Below are 18,046 nucleotides of genomic sequence, written 5' to 3' on the forward strand. Positions count from 1 at the left end.
TATGAACCTCAAGGAGTGGGCGAAAGCGCAGGGCGTGCACCCGCAGACCGCGTATCGCTGGTTCCGTGAGGGGACGTTGCCGGTACCGGCTCAGCGGGTGGGTCCGCGCACGATCCTGGTGAACATCGAGGCCGCCGCAACGCCCGGGGTGGTGGGCGGTGTCGGGCTGTACGCCCGTGTGTCCTCCCACGACCAGAAGGACGATCTGGCCCGTCAGGTGACGCGCCTTTCGGAGTGGGCGGCCAGGGCCGGGCACCGGGTGGTGCGGATCGAGTCCGAGACCGGCTCGGGCATGAACGGCTCCCGCGCGAAGGCGCGTCGGCTGCTGGCTGATCCGGACGTGACCACCGTGGTGGTGGAGCACCGGGACCGACTTGGCCGCATGAACGTCGAACTCGTCGAAGCGGCCCTGTCCACCACCGGCCGCCGTCTGGTGGTTCTGGATGACGGCGAGGTCGATGACGACCTGGTGCAGGACATCGTGGACGTGTTGACGTCGTTCTGCGCCCGCCTGTACGGTCGCCGCTCGGCGAAGAACCGTGCCCGCAAGGCCCTTGAGGCGGCCGAGCATGGCTGAGTCCAGGAAGAAGCAACTGCGTGCCATCGCCCCGCCGTTCGTTGCCCTCGGCCCGTCTGGTGTGGCGATCCGGGACTGGCTCAAGCGCCTCACCCCGCAGGATGAGAAGGTGCTCTGCCTGATTGGTGAGCACCTGGGCTCTCTCGCGTCCCTCGACCTCAAGCAGCGGTGCGCGGACGGCAACGACCACGACAAGGACAGGTGGGCGGCCCGTAAGCAGGGCCTGACGGCCCAGTCGTCTTCCCGCTGGGCCGGGAGCATCACGAAGGCCACCCACGATCAGTGGGCACTGTCGCGTCGCTGTCAGCTCGCGCACATCCAGGGCCTTGAGGCCGGTGTGCGCACGTTGATGCACCGCCTGTCGCAGCCCATTGGGGACAAGGGCACCAAGAAGGCGCCGGGTGGTTACCGGTCGAAAGGCGAGTGGTTCCAAAAGTCCCGGCGCCTGCACACCCTGGAGCACCGTCTCGACACGGCTCGCGCCGACCGGGAGGCAGGTGTCGTGCACGTCGTGCGGGGCGGGAAGAAGCTGGCCCGCAACCGTCACAACCTCCAGGCCGCCCAGCTCACCGAGCTGGAGTGGCGGGAACGCTGGGAAGCGGAGCGCTGGTTCCTCGCCGCCGATGGAGAGTCCGGCAAACGCTTCGGGAACGAGACGATCCGCGTCGCTCCCGGCGGCGAGGTCTCTATCAAACTGCCCGCGCCGCTCGCTCACCTGGCCAATGCGCCGCGTGGCCGGTACGTCCTCGCCTCCAAGGTGCAGTTCCAGCACCGTGGCGACGAGTGGCGAGACCGCATCAGCGGCAACCGCGCCGTGGCCTACCGCATCCACTACGAAGCAGCGCGGAGCCGCTGGTACCTCACCGCTGCCTGGTCCCGCCCGGTGGTGAAGACGATCCCGCTGCAGGCGGCCCGCGCCCAGGGCGTGGTCGGCGTGGACACGAACGCGGACCACTTCGCGGCCTACCTGCTCGACCGGCACGGCAACCCGGTCGGCGAACCACACCGCTTCCCCTACGACCTCAGCGGGTCGGCGGACCACCGGGACGCGCAGATCCGGCACGCCATCATCCGCCTGCTGCACTGGGCCAAGAGGTGCGGCGTCAAAGCGATCGGCATCGAGGACCTGGACTTCGCGCAGGAGAAGACCCGCGAGAAGCACGGCCGACGCAAAAGGTTCCGTCAGCTGATCTCCGGCATGCCGACCGGGAAGCTCAAAGCCCGGCTGGTGTCGATGGCCGCCGAGCAGAACCTCGCGATCGTCGCCGTCGACCCGGCGTACACGTCGATGTGGGGCGACCAGCACTGGCGCGAGCCCCTCACCAGCAACAAGCGAAAGATGTCCCGTCACGATGCCGCTGGCATCGCGATCGGGCGACGCGCCCTCGGGCACCCGATCCGGCGACGGACGGCACCGCCCCACGACGACCAGAGCGATCGCCGTGGGCATCGGACCGTCCAGGCCGGTCGTGGTGCACGGGGGCGTGAGGGAACCCGCCCCCGCATCCCCGGACCACGGACACGATCCGTGCAACCGGACGCGGAGCGAAAGCGGGCGACCAGGGCACCCAAAACCGTTCGGGATGCCCGCAGTGACCAGGTGTGGGTCCAAGACTCACTCCTGCTCACTGATTAGGAACGGTCGGTCAGTGGGCCTCGCGTTCCCTTACCGTCGAGGCCCAGGCGGGCTGTTCCTCGACCGGTTCCGCCTCCGGGCGCCGGCCGCCGCGGGCGAAGAAGTCCGCGAGGGGCAGGATCGCCGCGCCGACCGTCACCGCGTCGGGGCCCAGCGTGCCCATCTCGATGCGGACCCGGGCCGCCGGGTACGCGAGCGCGTACTCCTTCGCGTACCCCTTGACCGTCTCCAGGAAGCGGGCGCCGAGTTGGAGGCCCGCCCAGCCGCCGACGAGGATGCGCTCGGGCTGGAAGAGGTTGACCAGGTCGCCGAAGCCGGCGCCCAGGTACTCGGCCGTCTCCTCCAGGACGGCGAGTGCCGCCGCGTCGGGTGTGCGCTCCGCGTCGGCCGGGTACGCGGCGGCCAGCATCGCCGTCAGCGCGGTCTCCTCGTCCGCGCCCGCGGGCGCCGCGCCGCCCGCCTCCCGCCACCGTTCGAGCAGCGCCTCCGCGCCCGCGTACGCCTCCAGACAGCCCCGGGATCCGCAGCGGCAGCGGCGCCCCCGTACCCGTACCGTCAGATGGCCCCATTCGAGCGCCCGGCCCGGCCCCAGCGGGTCCGTGACGACACAGGCGCCGACGCCCGAGCCGAAGAGCACGACCACCGCACTGCGCGCGCCCCGCCCGGCTCCGAACCACATCTCGGCCTGGCCGAGCGTCTTGGCGCCGTTGTCGATCCAGTACGGGACCGAGGCCGGCAGCTCCACGGCCTCCCGCAGGAGCCGCTCCAGCGGGACGGCGTCCCAGCCGATCGTCTGGCCGTGCACGACGGCTCCGTCCTCGGCGGTGCGGGCCACGATGCCGGGCACGCCGACGCCGACGCCCAGTAGCCGCTCGGTGGCCACGCCGGCCGTCCGCAGCACCTCCGCGATGCCCTCGCGGACGAGGCCGACGACGAGCCCGACCTCGTACCGGTCGTGCGGATGCGCGGAGTCCACGGCCAACGGGCGTTCCGCGCGCGCGAGTTCGGTGAGGGTGAGGTCGAACAGCTCGATCCTGACCCGGGTCTCACCCACGTCGACGCCGATCATGCAGCCGCTGCCGGGGGTGATCCGCAGCAGCGTGCGGGGCCGCCCGCCGGCCGAGTCGACGCTGCCGGCCTCCTCGACGAGGCCCTCCGCGACGAGCTCGGCGACCACGTTGCTGACCGAGCCCGAGCTCAGCCCGGTCGCGGGCCCCAGCGAGAACCGGCTCGTCGGCCCGTCGAAATACAGGCGCTGGAGGACGGCGGTGCGGTTCTCGCGTCGCAGGTCACGCACGGTGCGGCCGTTCCGCGTGGTCACTGGGCCCCCTGGTGAAGTAGTCCTCATCGAAACATACCGCTGCGGGGGCCCTCGCGGCGATTTCTCTTGAGCATTAAGGCATGTTCTGAATTAAGGGGAGGAGGGGTGCGCGGGTCGCACGCCCAGGAGCGTGCGGAGGTGGGCGCAGGCCTCGGCCTCGGTGGCGTGGGTGGCGACGGGGTCGTGGGCTCCGCGCTCGTACACCCCGGTCTCCCAGGTCGTCGCGGCTTCGCCGGTCTCGCTCGGCCGCATGCGCAGGTAGGCGAAGTCGGGCGGGGTGGGCGCCGGTTCGTGGACGCCCTCGATCCAGTAGTACGCGTCGGGCACCCCGGCCTCCCGGAGTGCCCGTTCCAGCGTGTGGCGGTCGGTCACGCGGGGACGCGCACCAGGTAGCCGTTGTCGAGCAGCCACTTGACGTTGAGGCGCTGCCCCTCGCCCGGGTTCAGGAAGGCCGGGTCCAGCTTGATCTGGCGGCCGCCGCCCGGCTGCTCGAACCAGGGCGCGATGGAGCCCTCCCAGACCACGAACGACCGCGTCACCTCGTACAGGTGGTAGTCGCAGGGGAAGGCGGCGTCACGGGTGTTGAGGTTCTGCGGGGGCAGTGCGCGCTGGGCGTAGGCGTCACCGGCCGGGGCCAGGTAGGAGCCGTACTCCGAGCCGAAGCGGTCGAGGCGCTCGCCCTCCGCGAGCAGCTCGGGCGCCTTGTCGACGCTGCCGTTGACCTCGCCGAAGCCGTCGTTCGGCGGGTACTTCCAGCTGCCCGTGTCGGCCGGACCCTCCCAGTACTTCTTGAGGAAGTCGGCGGACGAGAGCTTCCCCGTCCGGTGGTAGCGGTTGAGCAGCGGCCCGACCGGCTCCTGCCACCTCTTCGGCAGGAACTTCGGGCCGAGGCGCTTGTCGCCCTCGAACTCCCCGGTGCAGGGCTCCGGGGGAGCGGCGAGGGATGCGCCGGACGCGAATCCGGCCTGCTGCCCGGCGGGCTTTCCGGCGGGCTGCTCGGTGGGTGCGGCCTGGGCCGCGGGCGCCGCGGCGAGGGCCGCGGTGACGCCCATGGCGGCGAGTACGGCACGGATCCTGAGGGCGGTACGGCTGCGCTCCACGCGGAGGTCTCCCTGGGTGAGGGCGGTCAGTGGCGCGGCACACAGTAATCGATCACGTGCGCAGCGTGATCGCGCGTGGGCCGAAACCGGCCATTCACGTTCCCGGGGTCGTTCAGGCCTTGCGGAGGCCGCTGAGGAGCAGCTCGGCGAGCTGGTCGTAGGCCTCGGCGTCGGCCAGGCCGGTCGCCGCGGCCACCTGGCGCCGCTGGATGCGGACCATCACCGAGGCGATGACGTCCGCCGCGAAGGTCACGTGCACCTCGCGGAAGACGCCGGCCCGCACGCCCTCCTCGATGAGCTGCTGGACCCGGCCGGCCGCCGCGCGCGTGTTGCGCTCGTACACCTCGGCCGCCGGCTCGAAGGCGGCCACGTCGTCGAAGAACTGCGGCGAGACCGGCGCCAGCTCGGCCGAGACGGCGCGGAGGTAGGCGCCCAGCCGTTCGGCGGGGTCGGTCGCTGCGGCGAGGACCGCCTCGACCCGGGCCGTGGCGCGCCGGAAGAAGTGCACGACGGCCGCCCGGACGAGCTGCTCCTTGCTGCCGGCGAGGCCGTACAGGGTGCGCTTCGAGCAGCGCAGGCGGGCGGCGAGGTCGTCGAGCGTGAGCCGGGCGAATCCCTCGCCGACGAGCAGGGCGACGAGCTCCTCGAAGAGGGCGGAGCGGCGCGCCGCTCCGCGGCCCGTCAGTTTCGGGGCGTCGGCGGAGGAGGTCTCGATCACCCGGCCCAGTATTCCAGGCCGCCCCCTGCCGGGGCCGGGAGCCCTGGTGAGGGGGTTACGTCGATACCCTTCTGCGCTACGCTAAGCGGTACTGCAGTACCTGTCCCAGTACCACTTTGCGCGCCGCTGGAGTCGCCATGGATGTCGACCGCCTGCTCCCCACCCCCGAGGCGGCGGACCTCATCGCCCTCACCCGGGAGATCGCCGACAAGGAGCTCTCCCCGCGGGTGACCGAGCACGAGGCCGCCGAGACCTATCCCGAAGGCCTCTTCGCCACCCTCGGCGAGGCGGGCCTCCTCGGCCTCGCCTACCCCGAGGAGTACGGCGGCGGTGGCCAGCCGTACGAGGTCTACCTCCAGGTCCTGGAAGAGCTCGCCGCGCGCTGGGCGGCCGTCGCCGTCGCGACCAGCGTCCACACGCTCGCCTGTCACCCCCTCCACACCTTCGGTACGGCGGAGCAGAAGGAGCGCTGGCTGCCCGCGATGCTGGAGGGCCGGACCATCGGCGGCTACAGCCTCTCGGAGCCGCAGGCCGGCTCCGACGCCGCCGCGCTCTCCTGTAAGGCCGAGCTCCAGGACGACGGCAGCGGCTACCGCGTGACCGGCACCAAGGCCTGGATCACCCACGGCGGCAAGGCCGACTTCTACGCCCTCTTCGCCCGCACCGCCCCCGGCAGCCACGGCATCTCCTGCTTCCTCGCCCCCGGCGCCACCGAGGGCCTGAGCTTCGGCGCACCCGAGCGGAAGATGGGCCTCCAGGCGGTCCCGACCACCTCCGCCTACTGGGACGGCGCCCTCCTCGACGCCGACCGGCGCATAGGGGAGGAGGGGCAGGGGCTCCAGATCGCCTTCAGCGCCCTCGACAGCGGCCGCCTCGGCATCGCCGCCTGCGCCACGGGCCTCGCCCAGGCCGCGCTCGACGCCGCCGTCGCGTACGCCAACGAGCGCTCCACCTTCGGCCGCCGGATCGTCGACCACCAGGGCCTCGGCTTCCTGCTCGCCGACATGGCCGCCGCGGTCGACGCGGCCCGCGCCACCTACCTGGACGCGGCCCGCCGCCGCGACCTCGGCCGCCCCTTCAGCCGCCAGGCAAGCGCGGCCAAGCTCATCGCCACCGACACGGCCATGAAGGTCACCACGGACGCCGTCCAGGTCCTCGGCGGCTACGGCTACACCCGCGACTTCCCGGTCGAACGCTTCATGCGCGAGGCGAAGATCATGCAGATCTTCGAGGGCACGAACCAGATCCAGCGGCTGGTCATCAGCCGGGGCCTGGCGCGCCCGGCGTAAGGTCCAGCAGCGTGACGCCGAGCTCGCTCGCGGTGTAGTGGACCTCGCGCCGGTAGCGATGGCCGGTCACCAGCCCCGCGTCACGCAACACGGCGAGGTGCTGTGAGACCGCGCCGGGACTCAGCCCGGTCAGCCGGGCCAGTCCTGTCGTGGTGGACGGTGAGCTCGTATGGGCGAGCAGCTGCGCCCTGCTCCGGCCCAGAAGGCGGTCCAGGGCGTTCCCGGTGCGGTCGCGGCGCTCCCACAGCGTGCCGACCGCTCGCGACGGGTAGATCACGCACGGCGGTGTCGTGGGCTGCTCGGCGAGCGGCGGGGCCGTGGGTGGTCCGGCGAGCGGCTGGGGCGCGGCCTGTCCGGAGAGGAGATGGCAGCGGGGCGCGAACGCGCTCGGCGCCAGAGTGATGCCGCCTCCGTCCAGGCCGAGTCGCCCCGCGGGCAGGTCCGCCGACACGAGGCGGTCCTCCGACCAGCGCACGGACGGATGCAGGTGGGCGAACACCTCTCGCATGCCGTCCTCGGCCAGTTGCCGGGTCCGGTACGCGATGTCCGCCTCCAGAACGGAACGGATCCGCGGCCAGTGCGGACGCACGCCCGCCTGCCACCAGGCGAGTACCGCATCGGCCAGTTCCGGCAGCACCCGCTCCGGGGCGTCGGCCAGCCTCCGTTCGAAGGCCGAGAGCGGTGCGCGCCGGGCGACCTCCGCCAGCCCCCCGCGCACGTGCTCGGCCGGCAGCGCCACGAGAGCGGCGAGTTCCTCCTCGATCTCGGCCAGCGGGCAGCGGGGAGACGGGGCCAGGAAGGCACGTACCGCGCCGTCCTGGGGCGTCAGCGCGGACAGCGCCGCTCCGTGTGAGGCGACGGCGCGGTCCTGCCGGAGGGCCAAGGCCTTTCTGATCCACGGGAGATGAACGGCGTGGCGCCCCGGATCCGCCGTCGCCCGCAGACTGGCGACGGTCTCCCACAACGGCGATATCGCGAACCTGAGGCCGGCGAGGTCATCCACCCCGAACCGCACTTCACCCATGCTCGCTCCCCCTGTCCGACCACGGCGATGTTTTAGCCCAGACTAAAACAATGGTCGCGCCTGCCCTGGGGTGATGGTGTTCGCGATCATGACGATCTCTCCCGCCGTCCATGCCGGCGATGCCGCGGAAGCCGCCCACCCCCCTGCCGACGCCACCGATGCCGAGCCGGGTGCTCCCGGGGGCGGGGCCCGCCCCCGGCCCCACGCCCGCCCCCGGCTCCTGCGCATCGCGGACTTCCGCCGCCTGTGGATCGGCGACACCGTGAGCCAGGCCGGTACCGCCGTCACCCTCCTCGCCCTCCCCCTCGTGGCGATCGGCACCCTCGGCGCCTCCGCCTTCGAGGCGGGCCTGCTCGTCATGTGCGAGTACCTGGGATTCCTGCTCCTCGGCCTGCCCGCCGGTGCCTGGGTGGACCGGATGCGGCGCCGCCGCGTCATGATCGTGGGTGACCTCGGCCGCGCCGCACTGCTCGCCTCCGTGCCCGCCGCGGCTCTGCTGGACGTGCTGACCCTGCCCCAGCTGTACGCCGTGGCCTTCGGCGTCTCCGTGTGCACGGCGTTCTTCGACATCGCCTACCAGAGCCACCTGCCCCGACTCGTCGACGAGGACCGGCTGGTGGAGGCCAACGTCGCCCTGGAGGCGACCCGTACCGTCACCGCGGCCGGTGGCCCCGGTGCGGGCGGCGCGCTGGTCGGCGTCCTGACGGCCCCCGTGGCGATCGTCGTCGACGCGGCCAGCTTCGTCGTCTCCGCCCTCTTCCTGTCCCGGATCCGCCGGCCCGATCCCGCGCCCGAGCCCCGCCCGGGCGCGCGGTTGAGGGGGGAGATCGCCGAAGGGCTGCGCTTCGTCTTCGGTCACCCGACCCTGCGGGCGCTCACCCTCACCTCCGCGATCTCCAACCTCTGCGGCACGATCGGCGCTTCCATGCTGCTGGTGCTCCTCGCGGGCGAGCTGGGGATGTCCCCGTTCCTGTGCGGCCTGGTGTTCACCGCCGAGGCCCTCGGCGGCTTCCTCGGCAGCCTGCTCACGCTGCGGATCGCCGCGCGCTTCGGCCAGGGCCGGGCGATGGCCGCGTCCGTGATCACCAGCGGGCTGCTGTGGCTGCTGGCCCTGCCGTTCTTCCAGGACGACTGGCGGTTCGCGGTGGCCGTCGCCCTCCAGGGGCTGGGCTGGACCGCGTTCATGACCTTCAGGATCACCTCGGTCGCCCTGCGCCAGCAGCTCTGCCCGGAGCCGCTTCTGGGGCGCATGACGGCGACGTTCCGCTTCGTGGTGTGGGGCGCCATGCCTCTGGGCGCGCTCGTCGGGGCCCTTCTGGGACAGCACTTCGGGGCCCGGACAGCCCTGTGGACCGGGGCCGTCGGGGAGCTCCTCGCCGTCATCCCCCTTCTCGTCTCGCCGCTCCGAAGCGCACGGGAGCTTCCTGGGACGTCTCCTAGGGAACTTCCCGGGGAGTCTCCTCGGGAAGTTCCCGCAGAGAGCTGACCCCGGCGGAGGTTACTTGCCGAGGGCGGCGACGCCGACCTGGGCGAACTTCTCGTCGAGGTCGCCGGAGGGCGCACCGGCGACGCCGATGCCGGCGATGGGGGCGCCCTTGGCGGTGACGGGGGCGCCGCCGGCGAGGAAGAGGGTGCCGGGGATGTCCTTCAGGGTCGGGGCCTGGGCGAGGCGGCCGGCGAGGACGGAGGTCGGGGCGTTCCAGGAGGCGGCGGTGTACGCCTTGCGCTCGGCGGACTCGTAGGACTGCGGGCCGGCGCCGTCGCCGCGCAGGGTGACGATGGTGTTGCCGTTGCGGTCGACGACCGCGACGGAGACACGCTGGTTCTCCTTCTCGGCGGCGTCCAGCGTCGCCTGCGCGGCCTTCGTGGCGGCCTCGATCGTCAGGTGCGTCGAGCGCGTCGTGTTCTTGTTCTTCGCGTCCGCCTTGGCGGGGGCGGCGGCCGGGGCGGCCGCCGTGTCCTCGCCGGTGGCGCTGGCGGAGTAGGCACCGAAGCCGCCGAGCGCGAGCGCCGCGACGAGTGCGCCGCCGGTCACGGCACGGGTGCGCGAGGAGGTCTTCTTCACGTGCTTCATGGGGTCTGCTCCAGTGAACTCGGGGAACCGCGAGGGCCGTCGGGAAGCCGTGGCCCGCTCTCCCTTCCATCCTGGGGTCGTTCCGCCCCGCGACCCGTCGGCGGCCCGGCTGCACCCGGAGGGCGCAACGGTGGACCCCGGGGTCAACCGATCGGATGACCCCGAGCGGACTCCTCCCACTCCAGGGCCAGTTCCGCGAACGCCTCGGCCGCCGCGCTCCGGTACCCGCTCGCGCGGCGGAGGAGGCTGACACCGCGGGACGAGAGGGCGGGGGAGAGCGGCACGGGCGTCAGGTACGGGTGGTCGCGGGTGACCGCGTCGGGCAGGACCGTGGCCAGCGCGGTGCGCCGGACGATCTCGGTGAGCGCGCTGACGGAGTTGGCCTCCACCGCGATCCTGGGCCGGACCCGGTGCTCGGCCAGGTACGCGTCGATGTGCCGCCGGGTCGCGAAGTCCTCGCTGAGGAGGGCGAGGTGATGGGGGACCAGCTCGGTGACGGGCAGCGGCTCGGTGCGGCCGGCGTACGGGTGGGCGGGTCCGACGACGAGGCCGAGGGTCTCGGTGAAGAGCGCGGTGGACTCGACGCCGGGGAGATGGACGCCGCGGAACGCGATGCCGAGGTCGACGCGGTCCGCGAGGAGTTCGGCCTCGATACGGTCCTGCGGCAGCTCCCGCACCTCCACGGTGATGCCGGGGTTCCGCGTGTGGAACGCGGCGACGAGCGGACCCGTGAGGTACGCGGTGAACGTGGGCGTGACCGCGAGCCGGAGGTGGCCGCGCGAGAGGTCCCGTACGTCGAGCACGGCCCGCTCTCCCGCCGCCAGGTCCCGGAGCGCGCGCCGGGCGTAGCGGGCGTAGGTCTCCCCGGCGTCCGTGAGGCGCACGGTCCGGCCCGTACGGTCCAGGAGCTGGACCCCGAGGGCCTTCTCCAACTGCTTGATCTGCTGCGACAGCGTGGGCTGGGCGATGCGGAGCTCTTCGGCGGCCCGGGTGAAGTTGGCGTGCTCGGCGACGGCGAGCAGATAGCGGAGATGGCGGAGTTCCGGCTGCATGAGAGGAATATAGATCTCATCTATAGCAGACATCGACAGGAGGTCTTGGACGCTATAGCCCCTGGTCGTGCAGGGTGAAGCCATGCCTCATCTCGCCGAGGGAATCGACCGCTTCCAGCGGGAGATCTTCCCTGCCAAGGCCAGGCTCTTCGCCCGCCTGGCCACCGTCCACCGCCCCGGAACCCTCTTCATCGGCTGCTCCGACGCCCGCGTCGTCCCCGAGCTGATCACCCAGACCGATCCGGGCGAGCTCTTCGTCATCCGTACCGCCGGAAATCTCGTCCCCGCCCACACCCCGGGCGGCGACGCGGTGGCCGCCGGCATCGAGTACGCCGTCGCGGTCCTCGGCGTGCGGGACGTCATCGTCTGCGGGCACTCCGCCTGCGGCGCGATGACCGCGCTCGCCGAAGGCCACGATCTGAGCGCCGCGCCCGCCGTCGCCGGCTGGCTGCGGCACGCGGACGCCTCCCTCGCCCGTACCGCCGCGGCGGGGCGCCGGGGCGACGTGGCGGCCCTGGTGCGGGAGAACGTCGCCGCCCAGCTGGCGAACCTCGCCACCCACCCCTCGGTCGCCCGTGCGCTGGCCGGGGGAGACGTACGGCTGCACGGCTGGGTCTTCGACATCGCCGAAGGCTCCGTCGAGGAGCTCGACACCGCCGGCCGCCCGGCCGTCGCCGCCTGACCCCTCTCACCCCGTGGAACCCACAGGAAAGGACGTACCTCTCATGGTGCACGCCCAGTTCGACCCCACCGCCCGTCGCGAGCTCGCCATCGCCGCCGTCGAGGCCAAGACTGTCAAGGACCTGACCTGGCAGCGGATCGCGGACGCCGCCGGGCTCTCCGTCGCCTACACCACCGCCGCCGTCCTCGGTCAGCACCCGCTGCCGGAGGCGTCCGCGCGGGCGGTCGTCGAACTCCTCGGCCTGGACGAGGGCGCGGTACGACTGCTGCGCACGATCCCCACCCGGGGATCGATCGACGGCGGCACCCCGACCGACCCGACGATCTACCGCTTCCACGAGATGCTCCAGGTCTACGGCGCGACCTTGAAGGCCCTCGTCCACGAGCAGTTCGGCGACGGCATCATCTCCGCGATCAACTTCACGCTGGACGTGAAGAAGGTCGCCGACCCCGAGGGCGGTGAGCGCGCCGTCATCACCTTCGACGGCAAGTACCTGCCGACCAAGCCCTTCTGACGAGCACTCAGGCGAGGGGGGCCGGGTCCTCCGCGCCGAGCAGGGCCAGGGAGTGCGTCCACAGGACGTCGAAACGGCCCACGTCGTCGTACAGCTTGGCGAAGAGCACCTGGCCCTCCAGCTGCGCGACGAGGGCGCGCGCGGCCCCGTGGGCGTCGGCGACGGAGACCTCGCCGCGTCCCCGGGCCTCGGCGACGGTCTCCTCCACCAGGGCGACCTGCTCGTCGAAGATCTCCCGCAGGCGCTCGCGGACCGTGGCCGTCCCGGTGCTCATCTCCAGGGCCAGGTTCCCGAGGAGGCAGCCCGTGACGGTTCCGCAGCTCAGCTGCCCGGCCCGCAGTTCGGCCGCGGTGGAGTCGAAGAGCCGCCGCAGCCCCTGGAGGGGCGGGACGTCGCCGTCCAGCGCGCGGGTCCACTCGGCGCGCTGGGCCGCCCAGTGCTCGTCGATGACGGCGAGCGCGAGTTCTTCCTTGGAGGCGAAGAAGTAGTAGAAGCTGCCCTTCGGGACCCCTGCCGCCTTGCAGATCTCCGCCACGCCCAGCGCGGAGTAGCCGCGCGACAGCATCAGCGTCTTCGCGGCGGTCAGGATGCGCTCCCGCGCGTCACTCGTTCGCCCCATGGCGGAAGTGTACGACCGGTCGACTACCACCGACGGATGTCCTGGTTCCGCTTTCGGGGGCGCTGCCTGCGGTTCTATGGTGGGCGGCGCAGATCGCGCGGACCGCGCGGTCCCTCGCGGGCACGCGCCCGATCCGGCGGCCAACCCGGCGGCAGGGTCCCACCCGCACGACACGAACGAGGAGTTCCATGGACATCGCCGGCTCCGCCGCTCTCGTCACCGGCGCCGCTTCCGGCCTCGGCGCCGCCACGGCCGCAGCGCTCGCCGCCCGTGGCGCCACCGTCTACGGCCTCGACCTGGACAAGGCCGTCGCCGCCGCCGGGCCGCTGCCGGAGGGCGTCCGGCTGCTCGCCGCCGACGTCACCGACGAGGACCAGGTCCGCGAGGCCCTGGCCGCGATCGACGCCGACGGGGCCGAGCTCCGGCTCGCCGTGAACTGCGCGGGCATCGCCCCCTCCGCGCGCATCCTGGGCCGCAAGGGCCCGCACGACCTCGACCTGTTCCGTACGGTCCTCAACGTCAACCTGCTGGGGACGTTCAACGTGATGCGGCTCGCCGCCGAGGCCATCGCCCGGCACGAGCCCGACGAGCACGGACAGCGCGGCCTCGTCGTGAACACCGCCTCGATCGCCGCCTTCGAGGGCCAGGTCGGCCAGATCGCCTACGCCGCCTCCAAGGCGGGCGTCGCCGGGATGACCGTCACCGCCGCCCGCGACCTCGCGCAGTTCGGCATCCGGGTCGTCACCGTCGCCCCCGGCATCGTCGACACCCCGATGATGGCCGGATTCGGCGAGGAGGTCAGGGCCGGTCTCGCGGCGAGCGTGACCTTCCCGCAGCGCCTCGCGCGCCCGGAGGAGTACGCCCGGCTGGTCACGATGATCGTCGAGCACGACTACCTCAACGGGGAGACGATCCGGATGGACGGCGCCCTCCGCATGGCCCCGCGCTGAGCCTCCGTACCCCCGATGTGGTACTCGGTGCCAGAGTAATCCGGCACCAAGTGCCACACCGGGAAGGTCCGGGTGTTAGGTTCAGGCCATGGGAACAGCCTCGACGAACTCCACGAAGCCCGCGATGCGGGACTCCCTCATCGCCGCGGCCTTCCAGCTCTTCCTGGAGCGCGGCTACGAGCAGACCACCGTCGACGACATCGTCAGACTCGCGGGCGTGGGCCGGCGGTCCTTCTTCCGGTACTTCCCGTCGAAGGAGGACGTGGTCTTCCCCGACCACGAGCAGTGCCTCGCCGACATGACCCGCTTCCTCGCGGCCAGCGCCGACGCCGACGACCCGATCGTCCGCGTCTGTGACGCCGCCCGCCTCGTCATGCGGATGTACGCCGAGAACCCCACCTTCTCCGTCCAGCGCTACCGGCTCACCCGCGAGGTGACCGGACTGCGGACGTACGAGCTCTCGGTCGTCTGGCGGTACGAGAAGACCCTCGGCGACTACCTGCGCACGCGGTGGGCCGACCGCAGGGACGGCACCCTGCGCGCCAACGTCGTCGCGGCGGCCGTCGTCGCCGCCCACAACCACGCCCTGCGTCACTGGCTGCGCTCCGGCGGGGAGGGCGACCCGCTGGCGGAGGTCGACCAGGCCCTGGAGTTCGTGCGCGCCACCTGGAGCCCGGACACGGTGGCGGACGCGCCGGCCGAGGAGAACGACGACATCGTGGTCGTCATCACCAAGCGGTCCACCCCGATGTGGCGTGTGGTGCGCGAGGTGGAGTCGAGCCTCGGCGAGGAGTGAGAGGACGCCCTGGGGGCCGTCGGAGGCGCCCGGTGTCTTCCGGGGTTCTCAGTATCTCGAATTGAGGGAACTCAGGCCTTTATTTGATGGCACTCAGTGCCATATCTTTGCTCCTGCACGGTCGAGCCGCCGAGTGCAAGGAGAAGGCATCGTGTTCCACACGGGACTGAGGAGCGGGACCGCCGTCCACGCCGAGGAGTCGGCGCCCGACTCCGAGCTCTACTTCCAGCGCTGCCGCTGGTGCCACACCACCACGTTCCAGCGCCTGCTCTGCCCGACCTGCGGGTCGACGGACCTCTCGCCCGAACTGAGCGAGGGCGAGGGCGTGATCTCCGTACGGCGCGGGGTCGCCGCGGCCGACGCCGACCTCTGGCCGGTCCACATGACGGAGGGCTTCGTCGTCCGCTGTCGTGTCGACGGCCCGCTGCACGCGGTACGCCCCGGGGTCCGGGTCAAGCTCTCCTCGGGTGTCGGGGTGACGGGTCGCAGGCCGGTCGTCCGGCTCTGCGAGGAGGTCCCGCTCGACAACTGGTTCTGAACCGGAACGGGGACACGCCAAGAGGCGGGTGGGTGGCACAGAGTGCCACCCACCCGCCTCTTACGTTGAGCGACGGATCGGTCAGCGGGCGCCGATCTCGTCCGTCAGCTGCGGCAGGACCTCGAAGAGGTCGCCGACCACGCCGTAGTCCACGAGGTCGAAGATCGGGGCCTCGGGGTCCTTGTTGACGGCCACGATCGTCTTCGACGTCTGCATGCCGGCCCGGTGCTGGATCGCGCCGGAGATGCCCGCCGCGACGTACAGCTGCGGCGAGACCTGCTTGCCGGTCTGGCCGACCTGGTTGGCGTGCGGGTACCAGCCGGCGTCCACGGCGGCGCGGGACGCGCCGACGGCCGCGCCGAGCGAGTCGGCCAGCTTCTCGACGACCGCGAAGCCCTCCGCCGCGCCGACGCCACGGCCACCGGAGACCACGATCGCGGACTCGGTCAGCTCGGGGCGGCCGGTGGAGACGCGCGGGGTGCGCGAGACGACCTTCGCGGCGTTGCCGGTGAAGGCGACCGTGACGTTCTCGACCGTGCCGGCGGCCGGGGCGGCCTCCGGGGCGGCGGAGTTCGGCTTGACGGTGATGACCGGGACGCCGTGCGAGACCGTCGAGCGCACCTGGTACGAGGCGGCGAAGACGGACTGGGTGGCGACCGGGCCGTTCTCGCCGGCCTCCAGCTCCACGGCGTCGGTGATCAGACCGGAGCCGAGGCGCAGCGCGACCCGGGCCGCGATCTCCTTGCCCTCGCCGGAGGAGGTCACCAGGACGGCGGCGGCCCCCTTCTCCTTCGCGAGCTGGGTGAGCGCGTCGACCTTCGGGACGACCAGCTGGTCGGTGAACTCGGCGCCGTCCGCGACGTACACGGTGGTCGCGCCGTACTCGCCGGCCGTGGCGGCGATGGAGGCCGCGGCCTCGCCCGCGCCGAGGACGACCGCCGAGGGCTCGCCCACGCGGCGGGCCAGGGTGAGGAGTTCGAGGGCCGGCTTGCGGACCGCACCGTCGGCGTGGTCCACGAGAACCAGGATCTCAGCCATGATTCATTGCTCCTGAGTGGGTGTCTGGCTGGCGGTGGGTCAGATGAACTTCTGGCCGGCGAGGAAGGCGGCGAGCTGCTTGCCGCCGTCGCCCTCGTCGGTGACGATCGTGCCCTGCGTACGGGCCGGACGCGCGGCCACCGCGTCGACGAGGGTCCAGGACCCGGCGAGGCCCACCTCGTCGGCGTCGATGTCCAGGTCGTCCAGGTCCAGCTCCTCGACCGGCTTCTTCTTGGCGGCCATGATCCCCTTGAAGGAGGGGTAACGGGCCTCGCCGGACTGGTCGGTGACCGAGACGACGGCAGGCAGCGGGGCCTCCAGGAGCTCGGTGGCGGAGTCGCCGTCGCGGCGGCCCTTGACCGTGCCGCCGTCGATGGAGACCTCGGAGAGCAGCGTCACCTGCGGCACGTTCAGCCGCTCGGCGAGCAGGGCCGGCAGGACGCCCATCGTGCCGTCGGTCGAGGCCATGCCGCAGACGACCAGGTCGAAACCGGTCTTCTCCAGGGCCTTGGCCAGGATCGCGGAGGTGGCGATGACGTCGGAGCCGTGGATGTCCTCGTCGTTGACGTGGACGGCCTTGTCGGCGCCCATCGACAGCGCCTTGCGCAGGGCGTCCTTGGCGTCGTCCGGGCCCACGGTCACCACGGTGACCTCGGCGTCCTCGGACTCCTCCGAGATACGGAGGGCCTGCTCGACCGCGTACTCGTCCAGCTCGGAGAGCAGGCCGTCGACGGCCTCGCGGTCGGTCGTCAGGTCGTCGGCGAACCCGCGGTCGCCGGTCGCGTCGGGGACGTACTTCACACAGACAGCGATCTTCAGAGTCACGGCCTGTCTCCTTTCAACGAGTGTGCAATTACGGGAGGTTGCGGGCCATGACGATGCGCTGGACCTGGTTGGTGCCCTCGTAGATCTGGGTGATCTTGGCGTCGCGCATCATGCGCTCGACGGGGTAGTCGCGGGTGTAGCCGTAGCCGCCGAGGAGCTGGACGGCGTCGATGGTGACCTCCATGGCGACGTCGGAGGCGAAGCACTTGGCCGCGGCGCCGAAGAACGTGAGGTCCTCCTTCTCGGCTCCGGCGGAGACGCGCTCGGACTTGGCCGCGGCGGCGTAGGTGAGCTGGCGGGCGGCTTCGAGCTTCATGGCCATGTCGGCGAGCATGAACTGGACGCCCTGGAAGTCGGCGATGGGCTTGCCGAACTGCTTGCGCTCCTTGACGTAGCCCTTGGCGTAGTCGAGGGCGCCCTGGGCGATGCCGATGGCCTGGGCGGCGATGGTGACGCGGGTGTGGTCGAGGGTCTTCATCGCGGTGGCGAAGCCGGTGCCCTCGGCGCCGATCATGCGGTCCGCGGGGATCCGGACGTTGTCGAGGTAGACCTCACGGGTCGGGGAGCCCTTGATGCCGAGCTTCTTCTCCGGCGCGCCGAAGGAGACGCCCTCGTCGGACTTCTCCACGACGAAGGCGCTGATGCCCTTGGAACGCTTCTCCGGGTCGGTGACGGCCATCACCGTGTAGTACTCGGACTCGCCGGCGTTGGTGATCCACCGCTTCACGCCGTCGAGGACCCAGAAGTCGCCGTCGCGCACCGCGCGGGTCTTCATCCCCGCCGCGTCCGAACCCGCGTCCGGCTCCGACAGCGCGTAGGAGAACATCGCGTCACCCTTGGCCAGCGGGCCCAGGTACTTCGCCTTCAGCTCCTCCGAACCGGACAGGATCACCGGCAGCGAACCCAGCTTGTTGACCGCCGGGATCAGCGAGGACGAACCACAGACACGCGCGACCTCCTCGATCACGATCACCGTCGCCAGCGCGTCCGCGCCCGCACCCCCGTACACCTCCGGAACGTGCACCGCGTGCAGGTCCGCCGCGACCAGCGCGTCCAGCGCCTCCCGCGGGAACCGGCCCTCCTCGTCCACCGCCGCCGCGAACGGCGCGATCTTCGCCTCCGCCAGCGCACGCACCGACTCCCGGAGCATGTCGTGCTCCTCGGACGGCCGGTACAGGTCGAAGTCCTTGCCCATGATGTGGAGCTCCCCTAGACGCTTGTGGCACTGAGTACCCTCAGCAAAACACACTCAGTGCCATGACGCCAGAGTGACCCACGCCAAAGCACCCCGAC

Annotated in this window: 20 protein-coding genes; 9 read left to right on the forward strand and 11 right to left on the reverse strand. The window is 71.9% G+C overall.

Annotated elements, in window-relative coordinates; all coding sequences use genetic code 11:
• Position 1: 1 nt before the first annotated feature.
• Both OG580_RS28630 and OG580_RS28635 read left to right on the forward strand, forming a co-directional pair.
• The gene (locus tag OG580_RS28630; RefSeq protein WP_267046530.1) at positions 2–577 is read left to right on the forward strand and encodes an IS607 family transposase; all 576 of its coding nucleotides are present in this window, start codon (positions 2–4) and stop codon (positions 575–577) included.
• Entirely contained in the window at positions 570–2,213 is a 1,644-nt protein-coding gene (locus tag OG580_RS28635; RefSeq protein ID WP_267046531.1) for a transposase, read from the forward strand. Before OG580_RS28630 ends, OG580_RS28635 begins: the two co-directional genes overlap by 8 nt.
• 10 nt (positions 2,214–2,223) lie before the next feature.
• Here the strand turns inward: OG580_RS28635 and OG580_RS28640 are convergent, their stop codons facing one another.
• From OG580_RS28640 to OG580_RS28655, 4 genes are all read right to left on the reverse strand, one after another.
• On the reverse strand, positions 2,224–3,534 hold the full coding sequence (locus OG580_RS28640; protein ID WP_267046532.1) for an ROK family protein: 1,311 nt from the start codon (positions 3,532–3,534) through the stop codon (positions 2,224–2,226).
• A gap of 90 nt (positions 3,535–3,624) precedes the next feature.
• Positions 3,625–3,906, reverse strand: a complete 282-nt coding sequence (locus OG580_RS28645) for a hypothetical protein (protein WP_267046533.1) — start codon at positions 3,904–3,906, stop codon at positions 3,625–3,627.
• Positions 3,903–4,586 (reverse strand): TNT domain-containing protein, encoded by a 684-nt coding sequence (locus OG580_RS28650; RefSeq protein WP_267048161.1) that lies wholly within the window; start codon positions 4,584–4,586, stop codon positions 3,903–3,905. The genes OG580_RS28645 and OG580_RS28650 overlap by 4 nt, the downstream gene beginning before the upstream one ends.
• A 160-nt stretch (positions 4,587–4,746) precedes the next feature.
• Positions 4,747–5,352, reverse strand: coding sequence for a TetR/AcrR family transcriptional regulator (locus OG580_RS28655; RefSeq protein WP_267046534.1), 606 nt, complete (start codon positions 5,350–5,352; stop codon positions 4,747–4,749).
• A 137-nt stretch (positions 5,353–5,489) separates the two neighbouring features.
• Here OG580_RS28655 and OG580_RS28660 point away from each other — a divergent pair, with 137 nt between their 5' ends.
• Entirely contained in the window at positions 5,490–6,641 is a 1,152-nt protein-coding gene (locus tag OG580_RS28660) for an acyl-CoA dehydrogenase family protein (RefSeq protein ID WP_267046535.1), read from the forward strand.
• On the opposite strand, the gene OG580_RS28665 is transcribed toward OG580_RS28660, so the two are convergent.
• Positions 6,613–7,524: a DUF5937 family protein gene (locus OG580_RS28665; RefSeq protein WP_267046536.1), complete on the reverse strand. Its 912-nt coding sequence runs from the start codon at positions 7,522–7,524 to the stop codon at positions 6,613–6,615. The two genes, OG580_RS28660 and OG580_RS28665, sit on opposite strands and share 29 nt — an antisense overlap.
• Before the next feature lie 229 nt (positions 7,525–7,753).
• Here OG580_RS28665 and OG580_RS28670 point away from each other — a divergent pair, with 229 nt between their 5' ends.
• Positions 7,754–9,151 carry an MFS transporter gene (locus OG580_RS28670; protein ID WP_267046537.1) on the forward strand — a complete coding sequence of 466 codons (1,398 nt, stop codon included), beginning with the start codon at positions 7,754–7,756 and terminating at the stop codon, positions 9,149–9,151.
• Positions 9,152–9,163: 12 nt separating this feature from the next.
• Here the strand turns inward: OG580_RS28670 and OG580_RS28675 are convergent, their stop codons facing one another.
• Both OG580_RS28675 and cynR read right to left on the reverse strand, forming a co-directional pair.
• Positions 9,164–9,730, reverse strand: a complete 567-nt coding sequence (locus tag OG580_RS28675) for a heme-binding protein (RefSeq protein ID WP_267048162.1) — start codon at positions 9,728–9,730, stop codon at positions 9,164–9,166.
• A 152-nt stretch (positions 9,731–9,882) separates the two neighbouring features.
• Positions 9,883–10,791 (reverse strand): transcriptional regulator CynR, encoded by a 909-nt coding sequence (cynR, locus tag OG580_RS28680; RefSeq protein WP_267046538.1) that lies wholly within the window; start codon positions 10,789–10,791, stop codon positions 9,883–9,885.
• An 82-nt stretch (positions 10,792–10,873) separates the two neighbouring features.
• Between cynR and OG580_RS28685 the strand changes: the two genes are divergently transcribed.
• Positions 10,874–11,473 (forward strand): carbonic anhydrase, encoded by a 600-nt coding sequence (locus tag OG580_RS28685; protein ID WP_267046539.1) that lies wholly within the window; start codon positions 10,874–10,876, stop codon positions 11,471–11,473.
• Positions 11,474–11,516: 43 nt separating this feature from the next.
• The gene (cynS, locus tag OG580_RS28690; RefSeq protein WP_267046540.1) at positions 11,517–11,987 is read left to right on the forward strand and encodes a cyanase; all 471 of its coding nucleotides are present in this window, start codon (positions 11,517–11,519) and stop codon (positions 11,985–11,987) included.
• A gap of 7 nt (positions 11,988–11,994) precedes the next feature.
• Here the strand turns inward: cynS and OG580_RS28695 are convergent, their stop codons facing one another.
• A complete protein-coding gene (locus tag OG580_RS28695; RefSeq protein WP_267046541.1) occupies positions 11,995–12,606 on the reverse strand; it encodes a TetR/AcrR family transcriptional regulator in 612 nt (203 codons plus the stop codon).
• Positions 12,607–12,794: 188 nt separating this feature from the next.
• Here OG580_RS28695 and OG580_RS28700 point away from each other — a divergent pair, with 188 nt between their 5' ends.
• The 3 genes from OG580_RS28700 to OG580_RS28710 all read left to right on the forward strand — a co-directional run bounded on the left by OG580_RS28700 (position 12,795) and on the right by OG580_RS28710 (position 14,890).
• Positions 12,795–13,556, forward strand: coding sequence for an SDR family NAD(P)-dependent oxidoreductase (locus OG580_RS28700; RefSeq protein ID WP_267046542.1), 762 nt, complete (start codon positions 12,795–12,797; stop codon positions 13,554–13,556).
• An 88-nt stretch (positions 13,557–13,644) separates the two neighbouring features.
• The gene (locus OG580_RS28705; RefSeq protein ID WP_267046543.1) at positions 13,645–14,352 is read left to right on the forward strand and encodes a TetR/AcrR family transcriptional regulator; all 708 of its coding nucleotides are present in this window, start codon (positions 13,645–13,647) and stop codon (positions 14,350–14,352) included.
• A 151-nt stretch (positions 14,353–14,503) separates the two neighbouring features.
• Complete coding sequence (locus OG580_RS28710) at positions 14,504–14,890, forward strand: zinc ribbon domain-containing protein (protein WP_267046544.1); 387 nt, start codon at positions 14,504–14,506, stop codon at positions 14,888–14,890.
• An 81-nt stretch (positions 14,891–14,971) separates the two neighbouring features.
• Here OG580_RS28710 and OG580_RS28715 read toward each other — a convergent pair whose 3' ends face one another.
• From OG580_RS28715 to OG580_RS28725, 3 genes are read right to left on the reverse strand one after another with little or no spacing between them, the layout of a single operon-like run.
• Entirely contained in the window at positions 14,972–15,928 is a 957-nt protein-coding gene (locus OG580_RS28715; protein WP_267046545.1) for an electron transfer flavoprotein subunit alpha/FixB family protein, read from the reverse strand.
• A gap of 39 nt (positions 15,929–15,967) precedes the next feature.
• Entirely contained in the window at positions 15,968–16,753 is a 786-nt protein-coding gene (locus tag OG580_RS28720; RefSeq protein ID WP_267046546.1) for an electron transfer flavoprotein subunit beta/FixA family protein, read from the reverse strand.
• 28 nt (positions 16,754–16,781) lie between these two features.
• Positions 16,782–17,948 carry an acyl-CoA dehydrogenase family protein gene (locus OG580_RS28725; protein WP_267046547.1) on the reverse strand — a complete coding sequence of 389 codons (1,167 nt, stop codon included), beginning with the start codon at positions 17,946–17,948 and terminating at the stop codon, positions 16,782–16,784.
• Positions 17,949–18,046: the final 98 nt, after the last annotated feature.

Source organism: Streptomyces sp. NBC_00094 (genome assembly GCF_026343125.1).
Classification (GTDB): domain Bacteria; phylum Actinomycetota; class Actinomycetes; order Streptomycetales; family Streptomycetaceae; genus Streptomyces.

Bases quoted from the DNA above. Each gene is read 5' to 3' on its own strand.
- OG580_RS28630 (WP_267046530.1), top strand. From the start codon at position 2: ATGAACCTCAAGGAGTGGGCGAAAGCGCAGGGCGTGCACCCGCAGACC.
- OG580_RS28635 (WP_267046531.1), top strand. From the start codon at position 570: ATGGCTGAGTCCAGGAAGAAGCAACTGCGTGCCATCGCCCCGCCGTTC.
- OG580_RS28650 (WP_267048161.1), bottom strand. From the start codon at position 4,586: ATGGGCGTCACCGCGGCCCTCGCCGCGGCGCCCGCGGCCCAGGCCGCA.
- OG580_RS28660 (WP_267046535.1), top strand. From the start codon at position 5,490: ATGGATGTCGACCGCCTGCTCCCCACCCCCGAGGCGGCGGACCTCATC.
- OG580_RS28670 (WP_267046537.1), top strand. From the start codon at position 7,754: ATGACGATCTCTCCCGCCGTCCATGCCGGCGATGCCGCGGAAGCCGCC.
- cynR (WP_267046538.1), bottom strand. From the start codon at position 10,791: ATGCAGCCGGAACTCCGCCATCTCCGCTATCTGCTCGCCGTCGCCGAG.
- OG580_RS28685 (WP_267046539.1), top strand. From the start codon at position 10,874: ATGCCTCATCTCGCCGAGGGAATCGACCGCTTCCAGCGGGAGATCTTC.
- cynS (WP_267046540.1), top strand. From the start codon at position 11,517: ATGGTGCACGCCCAGTTCGACCCCACCGCCCGTCGCGAGCTCGCCATC.
- OG580_RS28695 (WP_267046541.1), bottom strand. From the start codon at position 12,606: ATGGGGCGAACGAGTGACGCGCGGGAGCGCATCCTGACCGCCGCGAAG.
- OG580_RS28700 (WP_267046542.1), top strand. From the start codon at position 12,795: ATGGACATCGCCGGCTCCGCCGCTCTCGTCACCGGCGCCGCTTCCGGC.
- OG580_RS28705 (WP_267046543.1), top strand. From the start codon at position 13,645: ATGGGAACAGCCTCGACGAACTCCACGAAGCCCGCGATGCGGGACTCC.
- OG580_RS28715 (WP_267046545.1), bottom strand. From the start codon at position 15,928: ATGGCTGAGATCCTGGTTCTCGTGGACCACGCCGACGGTGCGGTCCGC.
- OG580_RS28725 (WP_267046547.1), bottom strand. From the start codon at position 17,948: ATGGGCAAGGACTTCGACCTGTACCGGCCGTCCGAGGAGCACGACATG.